The sequence below is a fragment of the Alteromonas gracilis genome (assembly GCF_043642145.1).
In the GTDB taxonomy this organism is placed as follows: domain Bacteria; phylum Pseudomonadota; class Gammaproteobacteria; order Enterobacterales; family Alteromonadaceae; genus Alteromonas; species Alteromonas gracilis_B.
This window is the reverse complement of record NZ_JBHZRZ010000003.1, coordinates 412,327-428,918: the sequence shown is the minus strand read 5'-3', so window position 1 is coordinate 428,918 and position 16,592 is coordinate 412,327. Positions and strand designations below refer to the sequence as shown.

The window sequence follows — 16,592 nt, the reverse complement described above, 5'->3', positions numbered from 1 at the left end:
GTTGCGCATGAGCTAACTGAGCGTTCTTAATTAAGCAGGTCTTTTTTCCCTTCTCGCTAAATTTTAAATTGCCCTACTAAGTCTTTTAAGTCACCAGAAACAGCGCTTAGTTGAGTGGCTTCAACAGCAAGTTCTTCAGCGTGCTGGCTTGTTCTATCGCTTAGGCCAGTAATGGTGACAAGCGATTTATTAATATCTTGTGCAACTTCAGTTTGCTGCTCAGTTGCCATAGCGATATGAGTGCTTTGCTCGTGAACTAGACCAATTGACTGGGTAATATCTCGCAGCGTTTCCACAACTTTTTCGGTTTTCTCCACGCCAGATTGTGAGCGTGTTTTACCTTCTTGCATTACGCTATTGGTCTGCTCAGACATTGCTTGTAATCGTTCCACCATTTTCCTGATATCGGTTGTCGATTCTTGTGTCCGGCTTGCTAACGAACGCACCTCATCGGCAACTACAGCGAAACCTCTGCCTTGCTCACCTGCTCTGGCTGCCTCTATTGCAGCGTTTAGCGCAAGTAAGTTGGTTTGTTCTGCAATACTATTAATAACATCAATCACCGCGCCAATGTTGTCTGACTCTTGACTTAAACCGCTAACGACTTCAACACCCTGGCTTATTGCATCGGCAAGCGAACGAATTTCTCTCATGGCTTCTTGAACCTGTTCGCTGCCGCTTTGCACTAGATCATCGGCCTTAGTGGCTGCGTCACTCGACTGTGCTGCATTTTTAGAAATTTCGACCACTGTCGCGGCCATTTGTGTTACTGCGCTAGACACGTTATCTACTTGACTGCGCTCTTGGTTAATTTCCTGACTTGTCGCACGGCTAACATCGCGAAGATGATCCGCCGCATCAGACACAGCTCTAGTACTTATTGCTGTATCTTTAAGCAGTGCTCTAAGTTTGTCAGTGAAGGTATTAAACTCTACAGCAAGTGCGCCAATTTCATCGTTGCTCTTTACTTCTAAACGTTTTGTTAAGTCACCATCACCGTGAGCGATCTCAGCCATAGCATTGCGCATCTCAAGCAAAGGCTGGGTCAATTTTGCACTGGCAAAATAAGTGATTAGCGCAATCAAACCAATAATGACGATGGCGACTACAATGGCTGTAGTAATAGCACTATTAATTGGGCTATTTATAATACTTGCAGGAATAAGGATCCCTAACGACCAGTTCATTTGAGGGTTGGTCAATTTAGCGTGCTCAAAAACTGCAACATAATCTTCCCCTTTCCAAGTAACATGTACGATACCAGATTCATTAGCTGCAATATTACTAGCCAGCTTTCCAAAACCTTCAGTGTCATCAAACACACTGTCAAAGTTGCGAATAGCGGAGCTTAATGGTAACGCCTTGCTTTGCTTGGGAAAATAAACAATGTTCTGATTTTCGTCGAGCAAAAACGCTGTACCTTGGTTTTCATAGCGAATAGCATCAACTACTTTACCCACGGTACTAATCAATATATCAACACCGCCAACACCTAACAGCGCACCATTTTTATAAATTGGCGTTTGTACTACTGCAGACACACTCCCATCTTGAGAGTCTACAGCAGGCGGTGTTACATACAGCTTTCCTTTCTCTATAGCAGTAGTGAACCACGGTCTTTTAGTTGCGAAATAACCTGCGTTAGAGTTACCAGCGTCTGGACCTGACGTATCAACGCCCACACGCCCTTCTTCATAAAAGTATTCACCTGTTTTCGCAGAGCCGAAAAACGCCGACTTAATAATAGGATCTTGGCTGCTGATGTTTTCGAAAGTGGCGTAAATTTCTTTTGAATTTGTTAGTTGCGCCTCAGCCGCTCCACGCGTGGTATGCTGCTCGAAAAAGTCTTGAAAAAACGGGCTACTTAAAAAAGCGCTAGCCACACCTCCATAAGTCGCAAAAAATCCTTCGACATCATTTGCTTCGCGAGCAACTAAGGATTTCACTTCTTTTTCAACGCGAATTCGCGTGTTATCTGCAACAGTGTTTACTAAGAAAAGGGCGGTGATTAGTAGCATTAACGCTATGCTACCGCCAACGATAAGCATGAACTTTTTTTGGAGTGATATGGACTTCATCTATACTTCTCTTTGTTTACTAACCGCCATAATGAGTGATTTGTGATTTCCAGCACTAAGAATTCGCACACATTACGGGTTTAGTTTTATTAGTATTAAAGACGGTACTGTTTAAAGTTTACAACCGTCTTCATTACTTTGAGATATACAGAGAAATTTTACAACCTTAGTTTGTCAATTCGACGAAAGTTTGAATTGATGCGCAACATCATCATACACGCAGAAAAGGAATTGGCAGATACGTTTTCTTTGATAGAAATTAACGCTTAGCCTTTAGCCGAAAAATTTTGCGAAGACTTACAGCGCTTCCTCATGGTCTACGCCTTTTGCCAAACAAGCATGTGGTTATTAGCTGGCATGTCTATAGTTTTTATTAATCTTAACCCAGGCGCCCATTCGGTGAGCTCATTAATATCGCGATAGCCACCGTAACCACGCTCTAGAAGCGATAAATGAAAGGCTTGGTTACTTTCAGATGTAAATTTTCCGCTGTGTGTAAAAGGGCCATACTGGCAAAACATTCCCCCTTGGGGTAAGTGCGATGCCACTAATTCCATCAGCAACTTCACCTCTTCTCTTTGCATAATATGCGCTGTGTTAGCTGTAAACACACCGTCTACATCAATATGAGGAAAAGCATCATGCCCAATAGTAAAAGGTATGGGATGTTTTAGATTTCCTACGTTTGCCTCATCAATCCACGCACTGATACCTTGGTGATAATGAGGCTGATCGCTAGTATGCCAAATAAGGTGAGGCAGGTGTTCGGCCAAAAACACAGCGTGTTGGCCAGTACCACTGCCTATTTCTAATACTTGGCGACAATTAGCAAAAGCCTGCTCTAACACGCGCAATATTACACGCTTGTTGTTCTCGCAGGCCTGACTAAATGGCTTATCGTTTGGTATATGATTCATTTGCTTCCAGCAAGCCTTAATCGCTCAAGTTGGGGCCTAGCCATTTTTCTGCTTCTTCTAACGTCCAGCCTTTGCGCTCGGCATAGTCTTCAACTTGGTCTGCCTGAATTTTAGCAACCGCGAAATACTTAGCTTCTGGATGCGCAAAGTACCACCCTGACACCGATGCGCCCGGCCACATGGCGTAACTTTCCGTCAACTTCATGCCCGTGTGCTGCTCTGCCGATAGCAAATCCCAAATAAGCTGCTTTTCCGTGTGTTCAGGGCATGCCGCGTAGCCTGGGGCGGGTCGAATGCCCTGATACTTTTCGCGAATAAGCTCTTCATTGCTTAGTGATTCGTCAGCGGCATATCCCCAATAATGCTTACGTACTTGCTCATGAAGGTATTCAGCGAATGCTTCAGCTAATCTATCTGCCACGGCTTTAACCATAATGCCATTGTAATCATCACCCGCATTGCTGTAGCTATCGGCCAGCTCATCTTCACCAATGCCGCCTGTTACCGCAAAAGCGCCTACATAATCGTTTATGCCGCTAGCCTTTTCGGCCACGAAGTCAGCTAAACAATAGTTAGCGAACTTATCTTTCAAGGTTTGCTGACGCAGATGATGGGCAACGCCTTGAATTTGGCTTCTTGTCTCATCGCTGTAAATTTCAACATCATCATTTACGCGGTTTGCAGGAAACAAACCGATTACGCCCTTCGCCTTGAGCGTGTTGTCTTCAATAATTTTATCCAGCATGGCGTTGGCATCGTCAAAAAGCGACTGTGCCTGCTCGCCCACTACTTCGTCTTGCAAAATGCGCGGGTATTTTCCTGCCAATGACCAGGTTAAGAAGAACGGTGTCCAATCAATATAGTTACGTAGTGTCGCTAAGTCAGCAGTAACCGGCGTAACACCTAAGCTTACAGGCTTTACAGGCAAGGTCGTAAAATCTGGCTTAAAGGCGTTTTCTCTGGCCTGAACTAACGTTACTGGCTTACTGCGCGGCTTTTTACGAGCGTGCTGTTCGCGCACAGTATCGTATTCTTTGGCAAGTTCTTGGGCGTAAATATCTCGCGATGATTTATTTAATAAGCGCTGACAAACTCCCACAGCTCGACTTGCATTGGGAACGTAAGCCACAGGCGCGTGATAATTTTGTTCTATTTTTACTGCGGTATGCGCTTTTGACGTGGTTGCACCGCCAATAAGTAGTGGAATATCAAAGCCCTGACGCTCCATCTCCTTAGCCACGTGCACCATTTCATCAAGCGAAGGCGTAATGAGACCTGACAAACCTATCATGTCCACGTTTTCGTCTTTAGCCGTTTGTAAAATGGTTGCCGCTGGCACCATTACGCCTAAATCAATCACTTCGAAGTTATTACATTGAAGCACCACACCCACAATGTTTTTACCAATATCGTGAACGTCGCCTTTTACTGTGGCTAATAGAATTTTTCCGTTACTCTTAGCATCGTCTGACTTTTCGGCCTCGATATACGGCTGCAAATGCGCTACCGCTTTTTTCATTACGCGAGCCGACTTCACCACCTGTGGAAGGAACATTTTCCCTTCACCAAACAAATCACCCACCACATTCATGCCATCCATCAATGGCCCTTCAATAACGTGTAGCGGACGCTCAGCCTGCTGTCGAGCTTCTTCGGTGTCTTCAATGATGTAGTCGGTGATGCCTTTGACAAGGGCGTGCTCCAAGCGCTTGTTCACCTCTTGCTCCCGCCAGCTTAAATCTTCTTTTGCTGCCGCTTTACCGTCACCCTGATAATTAGGCGCTATGTCTAGCAAGCGCTCGGTGGCATCACTTCTGCGATTTAAAATAACATCTTCAACTGCATCGCGAAGCTCAGTGGGAATTTCGTCATACACCTCTAGCTGGCCTGCGTTAACAATGGCCATGTCCATGCCCGCACGAATGGCGTGATATAAAAATACCGAGTGCATGGCCTCACGAACTGGGTTATTCCCCCTGAATGAGAAAGATATGTTAGAAAGACCGCCCGAAATATGGGAATACGGACAGGTTTTGCGTATTTCACGGGTAGCTTCAATGAAATCAACCGCATAGTTATCGTGCTCTTCGATACCTGTGGCTACTGCGAAAATGTTCGGATCGAAAATAATGTCTTCAGGTGGAAAGCCTATTTCTTCGGTTAGCAGCTTGTAGCTGCGCTGACAAATCTCTACTTTGCGTGCCTGCGTGTCGGCCTGACCGGTTTCGTCAAACGCCATAACCACCGTTGCAGCACCATAGCGCTTTATTAACTTAGCTTGATTTAAAAATAGTTCTTCCCCTTCTTTTAAGCTAATTGAATTAACAATTGCTTTGCCCTGTACACACTTAAGCCCGGCTTCGATAACGTCCCATTTAGATGAATCAATCATAATGGGCACGCGACTGATATCAGGCTCAGAGGCTATTAGGTTCAAAAAGGTGATCATGGCTTGCTTGGAATCAAGCATGGCCTCATCCATGTTGATATCGATGATTTGTGCGCCGTTTTCGACTTGCTGTCGCGCGACATCAAGGGCGGCCTCGTAATCACCATCAAGAATAAGGCGTTTAAAGCGAGCGGAGCCAGTTACGTTGGTTCGCTCACCGATGTTAATAAATGTGGAAAATTCTGCGCTCATTATGCCCTCCTAGTGTACAAACGGCTCTAGGCCTGACAAACGCATTTTAGGTTCAAATTGCGGTACGTTGCGCGGCGCTATACCCTCAACCGCATCGGCAATATCACGAATATGCTCAGGTGTGCTTCCGCAACAACCGCCCACAATATTCACCAGCCCTGACTGTGCCCACTCTTTGATGTGTTCGGCCATCTCAGGACCTTGCATATCGTATTCACCAAACTCATTAGGCAAGCCCGCGTTTGGGTGCGCAGAGATAAAACATTCGCTAATTGTGGCAACTTCGTCAACGTACTGACGCAGTAAATCAGGGCCCAGTGCACAGTTCAAACCGAAAGAAAAAGGGTTAATATGGCGCATTGAATAGTAAAAGGCTTCTGCCGTTTGTCCTGATAGGGTGCGTCCTGAAGCGTCGGTTATGGTACCTGATACCATTACAGGCAATGATTTACCAAGCTTTTCAAATACAGATTCAACAGCGTATGCCGCCGCCTTGGCATTTAACGTATCAAAAATAGTCTCTAGCATGATCAGATCAGCACCACCTTCTATCAGCGCCTCAGTCGACTCGCTATACGCTTCAACGAGTTCATCAAAGGTTACATTGCGCTTTCCTGGGTCGTTAACATCAGGTGATATAGATGCCGTACGGTTTGTTGGACCCAGTACGCCAGCAACAAAGCGAGGTTTATCAGGCGTTTTTGCTGTGAATGCATCGGCAGCTTTTCGTGCCAACTTTGCTGCAGCAAGGTTGATATCGCGAGACTGGGCCTGCATGTCGTAATCGGCCATAGCGATGGTTGTGGCATTGAAGGTATTGGTTTCAACGATATCCGCGCCCGCTTCAAAGTAGTCACAATGAATTTGATAGATAATATCGGGCTGAGTGAGCACCAGTAAGTCATTATTACCTTTAACATCACAGTGCCAGTCGGCGAACTGTGTACCGCGGTAGTCTTCTTCTTCGAGTTTGTGACGCTGGATCATGGTACCCATTGCGCCATCAAGTATTAGTATGCGTTGTTTAGCGGCTTCTGTAAGCGTTGCCTGCGCGTTAGAAGGGTTTCTTTGGCTCACGTGCTACCTCTTTGGCTGTGACTTTTCAGCAAGCTGACTTAAATCATAAGGTGTAGTTTGATAGACATAGTAATTCAGCCAGTTCGTAAACAATAGGCTGCCGTGTGAGCGCCACTGTACAATTGGAGAGTTGGCTGGATCATTGTCTTCAAAATAATGCGTTGGTATTGCCGGTGATTGTCCGGCGGCAACGTCTCTAAAATATTCTTCCTTCAGTGTATCTGGATCGTATTCTGGATGGCCAGTTACAAAAACCATACGTTTATCGTCAGATGCAACTATATATGCACCAACATCATCAGATTCTGCCACAACACTTAACCCTTCAACACTGTTATAAAGTGAAGTGTCAATGTGGCCATAACGAGAATGGGGCGCGTAAAAGGTTGGGTCGAAACCTCGAAGCAACTCATTGTGAGGGTCGTTCACTTTATGCTTGAAGACACCGGAGAACTTTTCCTCTCTCAGTTCGCGCGTTATACCGTAAAAATGATACATGGCAGCATGCGCAGCCCAGCATAAATACAGGGTGGAGTTAACGTGACGCTGCGCCCACTCAAGTATGGTAGTCATGGTGTCCCAGTATTTCACTTTTTCATAGTCGATAAGGGCAAGGGGAGCACCGGTCACAATAAGGCCGTCGTATTTCTTATTCGCCACCGCAGAGAAGTCATGATAAAAAGCGTCCATATGCGATTGCGGCGTATTTTTAGGCGCCTGGTTATCAATGCGAATAAGGTCTACATTAATTTGCAGTGGCGTATTCGACAGCAAGCGCAGCAGCTGAACTTCTGTCTCGATTTTGTTGGGCATTAAATTAAGAATACCAACTTCGAGAGGACGAATATCTTGATTGGCTGCCCTGTCCATGTCCATAGTGAAAATGTTTTCACCTAACAGTACATTCTGTGCAGGTAATTGCTCAGGAATACGAATTGGCATAGCGGGCTCCAGTGATAAATGACAATATCTGTATTGTGTCTATAACTGGCAATATGTCAACATCTTTACGTCTAGACGTCTAAACGTTTTTTTAAATAGCTGCTTTAGTGAAGCTAGCTGTTTTGCTTGTGCACCATCACCAGCATTTCAGCTTCTGCTCGAGGGATGTCACAGGCTTCAATAATTTCATCGATACTGGCCCCTTGTTTAACCAGATCGGCCGCTCGTTGGTAAAGTCGCAGTGATGGGTCTTGCATTTTAAGCTCGCGAAGCTGGTTCTCAACTTCAGTCTGCTTTTCGTCTAATTCTTGAAGGTGACGAGTAATAACCAACGTTCTGGCCTGCGCCTCTGTCTGCTGGTTATTAGCATTTTTCGCTAACGCTTCTACGCGCATTAATGCTTCGGTATTTTTGTCTTCGCTGTCTTTAAGTGCATGGCGAAGTTTTCGTATATGCGAATACATTACGACCATAGCGGCAGTAAGTACAACGATAAGAACACACAGGATAAGTTCAAATAAGGTAGGTGCAGCAAGCTGCCAATCCATGGACGTAACCCTTGGGCAAAAGAAGGCAGCGTCTATTAAGACACTGCCTTTTTACTTATTTAGATATTGCTAAGCTCATCCCACTCTTCATCGCTTAACAACTTATTAAGGTCTACAAGAATAAGTAGTTCGCCATCGCGGTTACTCACACCTTGTATAAACTTGGCGCTTTCTTCTGTGCCGACGTTCGGTGCGCTATCAATCTCTGAAGATTTCAAGTAAACCACTTCTGCAACACTGTCTACCAAGATTCCAACGACTTGTTCGTCAGATTCAATAATAACAATACGCGTATTATCGGTAATTTCTGTTGGCGGTAAACCAAAGCGGGCGCGGGTATCAATGACCGTAACCACGTTACCACGCAAATTTATAATACCTAGCACGTAATCAGGTGCACCAGGTACTGGGGCTATTTCGGTATATCGTAATACTTCCTGCACTTGCATTACGTTAATACCATACGTTTCTTCACCTAAGCGGTACGTTACCCATTGAAGGACTTCGTCGTTGCTGTCGGTTGTGTTGCTATTTGAACTTTTTTCGCTCATGAACCTGGCTCCCAATACTATGGCGTCTGGTCGTTACTGCCTAAGCCTTTGTTAAGCATAGATATTAATTCTTCAACGTCAATTAACGCGCACATTTTTTCTTTAACCATCCCTGCTAACCAGGGGCGTTTACCTGTGGACTCGCGCCATTTAACATCATCGGTAGTCAAATTGACCGTATTAACAAGTTTCTCGCTTGCTAGACCCCAGGCACTCTCTCCTAACATTATAAGATATCGGTAGTTAAGCGATTGTGCGAGGTTTTCATCATATTTTTCTGGCATTACCCATTTTGCAGAGTCGACAACATTGAGTTTAGACTCTCTGTACAACATTACACCCATAAACCAATCAGGTTTTCCAAATAATGGACCTACCTTCTCAATTTGGTGGATTCCACCTAGCGATGTTAATGGTACCGCAAGGGTTAACCCAGCAACTTCAAAGAATAACGCTTGAAAACGAAAACCTAGCGTATCCTTTAGTGGAACTTTTGTTTTTTCAGAGCAACTTAACTCTGCTTTTTGCTCTTCGGCTATTGGCGCTTCACTTGCCTGTTGCTCATCGTCAATCTCTTCTACTTTTCGAGTTTCAATTAACGAGGTAACCTTTTGTGCTATCGCGTCTTGCTCATTGGGTAGCGACTCTGTGTCTTTAGCAGTGGCTGCAAGCGCCGACTCAGCCATTTGCTGAGAGGCCTTTTCAAGCAATTTTGCCGTGCGTGCAGTAACATCTTCCGGTGTTTCTGGCTCTTTGAGAAGGCTGTCAAGATATGCCTCCATCACTTCTTCACGGGCAAATGGCGATTGCTTGCTCATTATTTTATTAGTGCTCCAACACAGCTAAAAGTTTTTCATACGCAGACACGCCACGTGTTTTGGGGTACGCCGCAGATATGGGCAGCTGTACCAAACTGGCATCTCTGAAATGTGTATCGACTGGAACTACTCCATCCCACACGCGTTCGCCATAGTCATTCATTAAACGTTTTCTCGACGCCAACGCAGCATTCGTACGCTTGTCAAACATTGTTGGAATGATGACTGTATCAAATGTTTTATCCAATGAACGCCCCATTATCTCCATGGTACGAATCATTCTATCTAAACCTTTAAGTGCCAAGTATTCCGTCTGCGTAGGTACAATTACCTTGTCACATGCAGCCAAAGCGTTAACCATAAGCACGCCCAACACTGGCGGGCAATCTATAATAGCAACGTCAAATTCATCGGCTATTTTGGCCAAGGCTTTTTTAAGTACTAAGCCCATGCCCTGCTCGCTTCCCATCGTTCTGTCTAACGTTGCGAGCGCCATAGTTGCAGGAAGCACATACAAGTTGTCCAACTTTGTTGGGCACAAACAGTCCATTACGTTATCGGCAGTAATGTCGTTTGACTTAATAAAAATGTCGTAAACTGAGTGACTTGATGCCTCAGCGTCAATTCCGAAATAATAGCTCAACGAAGCGTGAGGATCTGTATCAATCATCAGTACCCGGTTGCCTTTCTGTGCAAGCAGCCCACCAAGGCTTACCGTAGTGGTTGTCTTCCCCACTCCACCTTTTTGATTCGCAACTGTCCACACTTTCATATCTGCTATTCCATTACGGTGTAAACCGCTATCGCATTTCGGTTTGAATGCAACTGCTTATATCATCGATATTAATATTTTTACTGGATATATTTGCGGCAGCTACAGCCTGAGGCATGCCATATACTACGCAAGAATCCTGATCCTGAGCCCAGATGGTCGCGCCCTTATCTTTGAGCATGCGACAACCTTCTCTGCCATCAGCTCCCATCCCTGTTAATATAACGCCAAGCACATCCCCTCCGTATGCTTTCGCTACAGAGCTGAAAGTAAGGTCAACGCTTGGTTTATAACTAACTTTGTCGTTTTCACTTGCGTCTACAATCGCAATGCGTTTATTCGTACCGACGGTTTCAAGCAGCATTTGTTTGCCACCGGGTGCAAGGTAAGCGTGACCAGGTTTTAGAATATCACCATGCTCTGCTTCCTTAACGCTAATCTTACAATTTGTATTTAAACGCTGTGCGAATGCCGAAGTAAAAGTGCCGGGCATGTGTTGTACAAGCAATATGGGATGCGGAAACGTTGCCGGCAGTGGAGAGAGCACTTTCTGAAGTGCTACAGGTCCACCTGTTGAAGCCCCGATTGCTAAACACTTGTATTGTTTTCCCGTTGCTCGCACTGATGAGACAGTCGGTTGTATTGCGGCATCTTTATGACCTGACAACAAACCCGACGTTTTAAAAAACGCTTGTTTGGGCGCATTGTCTGGAAGCTTCCTCGTTTCAACAGAGCGAAACGACGGGCGTTTAAGACCGATACCTCTTCGTGCAATCAATCGAACTTTCGTACACAAAAGTCGCGATGCATCTTTTCTATCTTGAGCAATGTCTTCGAATTTCTTTGGCAGAAAGTCGAGCGCGCCTGCTTCAAGTGCATCTAAGGTAGCTTGAGCACCATGATGCGTTAGCGAGGAAAACATAAGAATAGGCGTTGGCCGTTTTTCCATTATGGCCTTAACTGCTGAAATACCGTCCATGACGGGCATTTCAACATCCATCGTTATAACATCCGGTTTGAGCGCTTCTGCTTTTTCGAGTGCATCACGCCCGTTTTTCGCTTCCCCAACAACTTCAAGTTCCCTATCGCCATCGAGTATTTCTCTTACTCGACGACGATAAAAGGTCGAGTCGTCCACGACAAGGACTTTAAAGACCATGGATTATTATTCCTATTAATTCATCGCCTTACTTGATGGGTTTACGCGCGTACCGTTTTAGCAGGCTCGGAATATCTAAAATTAGTGCAATACCACCGTCTGACGTGATCGTTGCGCCAGCCATACCAGGCGTGCCCTGCAACAATGCATCAAGCGGCTTTATAACCACTTCTTCTTGGCCTATTAGCGCGTCTACAACGAATCCAACCTGTTGGGTACCAATTTGTACAACAACAACGTGCCCCTTTTCTCTGTCGATATTTTTGGGGCCTCGAATTAACCATTCACCAAGGAAGAACAGCGGAATTGCTTTTGAACGAACTATCATTGTTAGCTGGCCATCAACCGTGTTGGTTTTCTTGATGTCCATGTTTATTATTTCGTTCACTGCGCCTAATGGTAACGCAAAGGTTTGTTTTCCTACAACAATCATTAAGGTAGGAAGAATAGCTAACGTCAACGGAACTTTAATATCCAGTCGCGTGCCTTTGCCTAACTGAGAATCAATATTCACAGTACCATTGAGTTGGTTAATTTTAGTTTTAACCACGTCCATGCCTACACCACGACCAGAAATATCACTAATTTCGGTTTTGGTAGAGAAGCCTGGAGCAAAGATTAAGTTAAACGCTTCTACGTCAGACATACGTGCTGCCGCATCTGCATCTAACACGCCACGGCTAATGGCGATCTCTTTAAGTTTTTCAGGGTCCATCCCTTTACCATCGTCTTCAATAGTAAGAAGGATATGATCACCTTCTTGAGACGCTGATAACTGCACTGTACCCATACGAGGTTTACCAGCCGCAGCGCGGTCATCTGGCATTTCAATACCGTGGTCGACTGAGTTTCTCACCAAATGCACAAGCGGGTCGGCCAGTGCTTCAACCAGGTTTTTATCTAAATCGGTTTCTTCACCCACCAGCTCAAGGGTGATTTCTTTCTTCAAGCTTCTTGCAAGGTCACGTACAACGCGAGGGAAACGACCAAACACCTTTTTAATAGGCTGCATGCGGGTTTTCATTACCGCACCTTGAAGGTCTCCTGTCACCACGTCAAGATTAGCGATGGCTTTAGACATGCTTTCGTCGTTGCTGTTTATGCCCAAACTAATCAGTCTGTTTCGAACCAGTACCAACTCACCCACCATATTCATAATTTGGTCTAGGCGTTTGGTATCTACACGTACTGTTGTTTCTGCAGGAGGAGCAGCGGGAGCCGCTTTCTTCTCTTCTTTTTTAGGGGCTGCACTCGATGCTTTTGTGCTTGCAGGTGCGCTTGCTTTGGCTGAAGAAGCACTAGGTGCGGCAGATGCTTTTGGCGCAGCTGGAGCCGCTTGCTTAGCTTTTTGAACTGCTTCGGTTGCCACCTTATCTACAGGTGGTTCAGGTGCCTTGGAAACAGCGTCTTGTTTGGTAGGACCTTGTCCAGAACCATGTAGCTGATCTAGCAATGCTTCGAATTCGTCATCGGTGATCTCTTCATCACCAGCGGCGCTTGGCGCTGCAGAAGAAGGGGCTGGCGCAGATTCAACAACACTTTGCTCTTCACCACCAAACTTGCCTTTACCGTGCAGATCATCGAGTAAAGCTTCAAATTCTTCGTCTGTGATATCGTCGCTATCATTACTAGGGGCTGGCGCTGAGACTTTTGCAGGCTCGGTTTTGGCCGCGGTTGATTGACCCGGCGCTCTTGAACCGTGAAGCTCATCAAGTAGCGCTTCAAACTCGTCTTCTGTAATCTCGTCAATACCACCGCTGCTATCGCTTGCGCTAGCTGCCTGTGCAGTAGGTTCTTCAACAACTAATTCAGGCTCGTCAGCAACAGGCTCAGGCTCTGCAGCCGCTGCGCTTTGCTCGCCAAAAATGTTTTCATCTGGAGATTCTGGGCGACTTAGTTTGTGTAGCAAGTCGACTAGATGTGCATCTGCAGGCTCTAGCGGCTCTCGCGCTTTTACCTTTTCAAACATTTCCACCACCACATCAGTGGCTCGCAAAATGGTGTCCATCAATTCAGGTGTGAGTGTTCTTTGACCATTTCTCATAACATCAAAGACGTTTTCTGCACCATGACAGATTTCAACTAGCTCAGTGAGTGAAAGAAAACCTGCTCCACCTTTTACTGTGTGATAGCCGCGGAAAATTGCGTTGAGCAAATCCGCATCTTCAGGATTGTTCTCAAGATCAACGAGCTGTTCTTGTAATTGTTCAAGTATCTCTCCAGCCTCAACTAGAAAGTCCTGTAATATATCCTCGTCAACATCAAACGACATGCGCCCGCTCCCTTAAAAACCTAAGCTAGACAGAAGGTCATCAACATCATCTTGGCCAGACACAACGTCGTCGCGCTGGTCGGCATCAATGATTGGGCCCTCTGCCTCTACACCATCAACTTTATCGGCCTTAACGCTAGAAGGTTTAGCTTGTTCTGTACCTTCGCGTTCACCAAACATGGTCAGCATGTTAACCAAACTATCTTCAACTTCTTTAACCAAGTCGATAACGCGACGAATGACCTGACCCGTTAAGTCTTGGTAGCCTTGAGCCATCAATACTTCGGTGAGTAATTGTGTTAGTTTAGCTGACTGTGTGGAACCTTCTTCCAATAATTCGTCTAAGTCTGCGCAAAGTGCCTTAAATTCGCCTAGTTCAATCTGGCGATTCATTAACTTTTTCCACTCTGGCATTACTTTATCGATACGTGCTGAAAGCATTTCTGCAATAGGCATGCTCGCTTCAACAGCATCCATAGTAGTATTAGCAGCTTTTTCTGTTTCTTCAATTACATAGGTTAGGCGGGTCTGCGCATCGGGAATATCATCAGTTGCAAGATTTTTGATGCGATCGTCTATTTGAAAGTTATTGAGCGCGTCATGGAGTTGACGTGTCAATTTCCCTACCTCAGCAAACAACTCAACATTTTCCTTCATTGAGGCAGCTTCAAGTAGGGCGTTAGCCGAAGCGTTGTCACCTTCTTCTAGAAAAGCGACAAGTTGTTTTGCTTCTTCCAACGAAATTGGAACGTTTACATTCGTTGACATCCAGTAAACCTCATATCTCTGGTGAGCGTCTGGATCAACCTAAACGTTCGAAAATTTTATCTAATTTTTCTTTAAGTGTTGCTGCTGTGAACGGCTTAACTACATAGCCATTAACACCGGCTTGCGCTGCGGCAACAATTTGTTCTTTTTTCGCTTCGGCTGTAACCATAAGTACTGGAAGGTGCTTAAGTTTGTCATCGGCTCTGATAGCGCGAAGCAAATCTATACCTTGCATACCCGGCATGTTCCAATCGGTAACAACGAAATCGAAATCACCTTGCTGTAGCATAGGCAATGCAGTGCTTCCGTCATCCGCTTCCTGGATGTTGGAAAAACCCAAATCTTTTAATAGGTTTTTGATGATACGTCTCATGGTAGAAAAATCGTCAACCACAAGAATTTTCATGCTTTTGTCCAAAATAGCCTCCAGTGAGGGGTTAATTGTTATTAATTTCTATTCTTCGTCAGTTTGCCACGACTTCATTCGTGATTTGAGTTTTAACATGGCCTGACTGTGAATCTGACTGACTCTCGACTCGCTCACGTCAAGAACTTCACCAATTTCTCTTAGGTTTAGTTCTTCATCATAATACAGCGAAAGTACAATCGCTTCTCGCTCAGGTAATGTCGTAATGGCATGGGCGAGCGCTTTTTGAAAAGCCCCTTGCATCAAATCTTCTAACGGTGCGTCGCTACCCCGATTTTGTTCAGTCGAAATAACATCTTCAGACACACCTAAATCTTCAATACCAACCAGCTTTCCGGCATTTACTTCATTAAGCATTTGGTGATAGTCCTGTAAGCTTACATTAAGCTTATCAGCAATATCAGAATCTCTGGCATCTCGGCCCGTTTCGCTCTCAACCTGAGAAATAGCCTGTGTGATGGCGCGACCATTTCTGTGTACTGAACGCGGCGTCCAGTCTCCTTTGCGTATTTCATCTAGCATAGCACCGCGAATGCGAATACCTGCAAAGGTCTCAAAACTTGCACCTTTTGAACCGTCAAAATTTCGTGCAGCTTCCAATAGGCCTATCATGCCTGATTGAATCAAGTCGTCAACAAGCACACTTGCAGGCAATCGCGCTATCAAATGATGCGCTATACGCTTAACCAAAGGCGCATGTCTTTCGACTAACTGCGACTTATCGGTTTGTTGTTGATAAGCGGCTGCCTTGCTGTTCAACGCTGATTTCCTACGGCTTTTTCTGCAACTAACTGCTCAATAAAAAATTCTAAGTGACCACCAGGCTGAGCTGGTATGGGCCACGTAAGGGCTTTACTTGCCAGTTGTGTGATTGCAACAGCCGCTGGAGAACCGGGATAAGCGTCGACAATAGCGGTCTGTTTACGCACGGCTTTGCGAATATTCTCATCAAATGGCACTGTCGCCACTAATTCTAGTGCAACATCGAGAAAACGCCCTGTTACCTTACTCAACTTACTAAATAATTCTTGCCCTTCTCGCACATCGCGAACCATATTGGCTACGACTTTGAAGCGAAAAACGCCATGCTCTCTGTTGAGAATTTTTATCAAGGCGTAGGCATCAGTAAGCGATGTCGGCTCGTCACACACTACAACCATAATGTCTTGTGATGCTTTTGAAAAGCTCAACACCATGTCGGAAATGCCCGCTGCGGTATCTACAATCAGCACGTCTATCTGTGAGCGCAGTTCACTAAAAGCGCGAATCAAGCCCGCATGCTGTGTAGGAGACAACTCGGCCATTGATTGCGTACCTGACGTGGCAGGGGCAATTTTAATTCCGTGGGGGCCGGTAACTAGCACCTCATCTAATGTACATTCTCCCGAAAGTACATGTGCCAGATTCTTTTCTACGCGCAGGCCTAACATAACGTCTACATTTGCCAGACCGAGGTCTGCATCGAGAACCATGACACGTTTACCTTGCTTCGCCATAGCGATAGCGGTGTTGAGTGTGATGTTTGTTTTACCTACGCCACCTTTACCACCGGTGACGGCGATTACTTTGATTAACCGTGATTGCTTCATTTTTCTTAAGCTACTCGCTTGGTCGTCAATCAT

15 protein-coding genes are annotated in these 16,592 nt (G+C 45.4%); all 15 read right to left on the bottom strand.

What is annotated here, in order from left to right; all coding sequences use genetic code 11:
• Positions 1 to 56: 56 nt before the first annotated feature.
• Positions 57 to 2,078 carry a methyl-accepting chemotaxis protein gene (locus ACHUFN_RS08845; protein WP_394221981.1) on the bottom strand — a complete coding sequence of 674 codons (2,022 nt, stop codon included), beginning with the start codon at positions 2,076 to 2,078 and terminating at the stop codon, positions 57 to 59.
• Positions 2,079 to 2,395: 317 nt separating this feature from the next.
• Positions 2,396 to 2,995, bottom strand: a complete 600-nt coding sequence (locus tag ACHUFN_RS08840; protein ID WP_394221980.1) for a DUF938 domain-containing protein — start codon at positions 2,993 to 2,995, stop codon at positions 2,396 to 2,398.
• A 16-nt stretch (positions 2,996 to 3,011) separates the two neighbouring features.
• Positions 3,012 to 5,636, bottom strand: coding sequence for a methionine synthase (gene metH, locus ACHUFN_RS08835; RefSeq protein WP_394221979.1), 2,625 nt, complete (start codon positions 5,634 to 5,636; stop codon positions 3,012 to 3,014).
• 9 nt (positions 5,637 to 5,645) lie between these two features.
• Positions 5,646 to 6,713 carry a homocysteine S-methyltransferase family protein gene (locus tag ACHUFN_RS08830; protein ID WP_394221978.1) on the bottom strand — a complete coding sequence of 356 codons (1,068 nt, stop codon included), beginning with the start codon at positions 6,711 to 6,713 and terminating at the stop codon, positions 5,646 to 5,648.
• Between the two features lie 3 nt (positions 6,714 to 6,716).
• Positions 6,717 to 7,655, bottom strand: a complete 939-nt coding sequence (gene metA, locus ACHUFN_RS08825) for a homoserine O-acetyltransferase MetA (protein WP_394221977.1) — start codon at positions 7,653 to 7,655, stop codon at positions 6,717 to 6,719.
• A gap of 113 nt (positions 7,656 to 7,768) precedes the next feature.
• Positions 7,769 to 8,203, bottom strand: a complete 435-nt coding sequence (locus tag ACHUFN_RS08820) for a DUF2802 domain-containing protein (RefSeq protein ID WP_394221976.1) — start codon at positions 8,201 to 8,203, stop codon at positions 7,769 to 7,771.
• Positions 8,204 to 8,262: 59 nt separating this feature from the next.
• Positions 8,263 to 8,754 carry a chemotaxis protein CheW gene (locus ACHUFN_RS08815; RefSeq protein WP_394221975.1) on the bottom strand — a complete coding sequence of 164 codons (492 nt, stop codon included), beginning with the start codon at positions 8,752 to 8,754 and terminating at the stop codon, positions 8,263 to 8,265.
• Between the two features lie 17 nt (positions 8,755 to 8,771).
• On the bottom strand, positions 8,772 to 9,572 hold the full coding sequence (locus ACHUFN_RS08810; protein WP_394221974.1) for a chemotaxis protein CheW: 801 nt from the start codon (positions 9,570 to 9,572) through the stop codon (positions 8,772 to 8,774).
• Between the two features lie 7 nt (positions 9,573 to 9,579).
• Entirely contained in the window at positions 9,580 to 10,344 is a 765-nt protein-coding gene (locus ACHUFN_RS08805; protein ID WP_394221973.1) for a ParA family protein, read from the bottom strand.
• Positions 10,345 to 10,372: 28 nt separating this feature from the next.
• Positions 10,373 to 11,503, bottom strand: a complete 1,131-nt coding sequence (locus tag ACHUFN_RS08800; RefSeq protein WP_394221972.1) for a protein-glutamate methylesterase/protein-glutamine glutaminase — start codon at positions 11,501 to 11,503, stop codon at positions 10,373 to 10,375.
• Positions 11,504 to 11,531: 28 nt separating this feature from the next.
• The gene (locus tag ACHUFN_RS08795; RefSeq protein WP_394221971.1) at positions 11,532 to 13,775 is read right to left on the bottom strand and encodes a chemotaxis protein CheA; all 2,244 of its coding nucleotides are present in this window, start codon (positions 13,773 to 13,775) and stop codon (positions 11,532 to 11,534) included.
• 12 nt (positions 13,776 to 13,787) lie between these two features.
• Positions 13,788 to 14,543, bottom strand: a complete 756-nt coding sequence (locus ACHUFN_RS08790) for a protein phosphatase CheZ (protein ID WP_394221970.1) — start codon at positions 14,541 to 14,543, stop codon at positions 13,788 to 13,790.
• A gap of 34 nt (positions 14,544 to 14,577) precedes the next feature.
• Positions 14,578 to 14,961 carry a chemotaxis response regulator CheY gene (gene cheY, locus ACHUFN_RS08785; protein WP_012517682.1) on the bottom strand — a complete coding sequence of 128 codons (384 nt, stop codon included), beginning with the start codon at positions 14,959 to 14,961 and terminating at the stop codon, positions 14,578 to 14,580.
• 36 nt (positions 14,962 to 14,997) lie between these two features.
• Positions 14,998 to 15,729, bottom strand: a complete 732-nt coding sequence (locus ACHUFN_RS08780) for an RNA polymerase sigma factor FliA (protein WP_394221969.1) — start codon at positions 15,727 to 15,729, stop codon at positions 14,998 to 15,000.
• Complete coding sequence (locus ACHUFN_RS08775; protein ID WP_394221968.1) at positions 15,726 to 16,592, bottom strand: MinD/ParA family protein; 867 nt, start codon at positions 16,590 to 16,592, stop codon at positions 15,726 to 15,728. The genes ACHUFN_RS08780 and ACHUFN_RS08775 overlap by 4 nt, the downstream gene beginning before the upstream one ends.

What these genes read in the sequence shown, in the direction of transcription:
- ACHUFN_RS08845 (WP_394221981.1), bottom strand. Translation starts at nt 2,078, where the DNA reads ATGAAGTCCATATCACTCCAAAAAAAGTTCATGCTTATCGTTGGCGGT.
- ACHUFN_RS08840 (WP_394221980.1), bottom strand. Translation starts at nt 2,995, where the DNA reads ATGAATCATATACCAAACGATAAGCCATTTAGTCAGGCCTGCGAGAAC.
- metH (WP_394221979.1), bottom strand. Translation starts at nt 5,636, where the DNA reads ATGAGCGCAGAATTTTCCACATTTATTAACATCGGTGAGCGAACCAAC.
- metA (WP_394221977.1), bottom strand. Translation starts at nt 7,655, where the DNA reads ATGCCAATTCGTATTCCTGAGCAATTACCTGCACAGAATGTACTGTTA.
- ACHUFN_RS08820 (WP_394221976.1), bottom strand. Translation starts at nt 8,203, where the DNA reads ATGGATTGGCAGCTTGCTGCACCTACCTTATTTGAACTTATCCTGTGT.
- ACHUFN_RS08815 (WP_394221975.1), bottom strand. Translation starts at nt 8,754, where the DNA reads ATGAGCGAAAAAAGTTCAAATAGCAACACAACCGACAGCAACGACGAA.
- ACHUFN_RS08810 (WP_394221974.1), bottom strand. Translation starts at nt 9,572, where the DNA reads ATGAGCAAGCAATCGCCATTTGCCCGTGAAGAAGTGATGGAGGCATAT.
- ACHUFN_RS08805 (WP_394221973.1), bottom strand. Translation starts at nt 10,344, where the DNA reads ATGAAAGTGTGGACAGTTGCGAATCAAAAAGGTGGAGTGGGGAAGACA.
- ACHUFN_RS08800 (WP_394221972.1), bottom strand. Translation starts at nt 11,503, where the DNA reads ATGGTCTTTAAAGTCCTTGTCGTGGACGACTCGACCTTTTATCGTCGT.
- ACHUFN_RS08795 (WP_394221971.1), bottom strand. Translation starts at nt 13,775, where the DNA reads ATGTCGTTTGATGTTGACGAGGATATATTACAGGACTTTCTAGTTGAG.
- ACHUFN_RS08790 (WP_394221970.1), bottom strand. Translation starts at nt 14,543, where the DNA reads ATGTCAACGAATGTAAACGTTCCAATTTCGTTGGAAGAAGCAAAACAA.
- ACHUFN_RS08775 (WP_394221968.1), bottom strand. Translation starts at nt 16,592, where the DNA reads ATGATTGACGACCAAGCGAGTAGCTTAAGAAAAATGAAGCAATCACGG.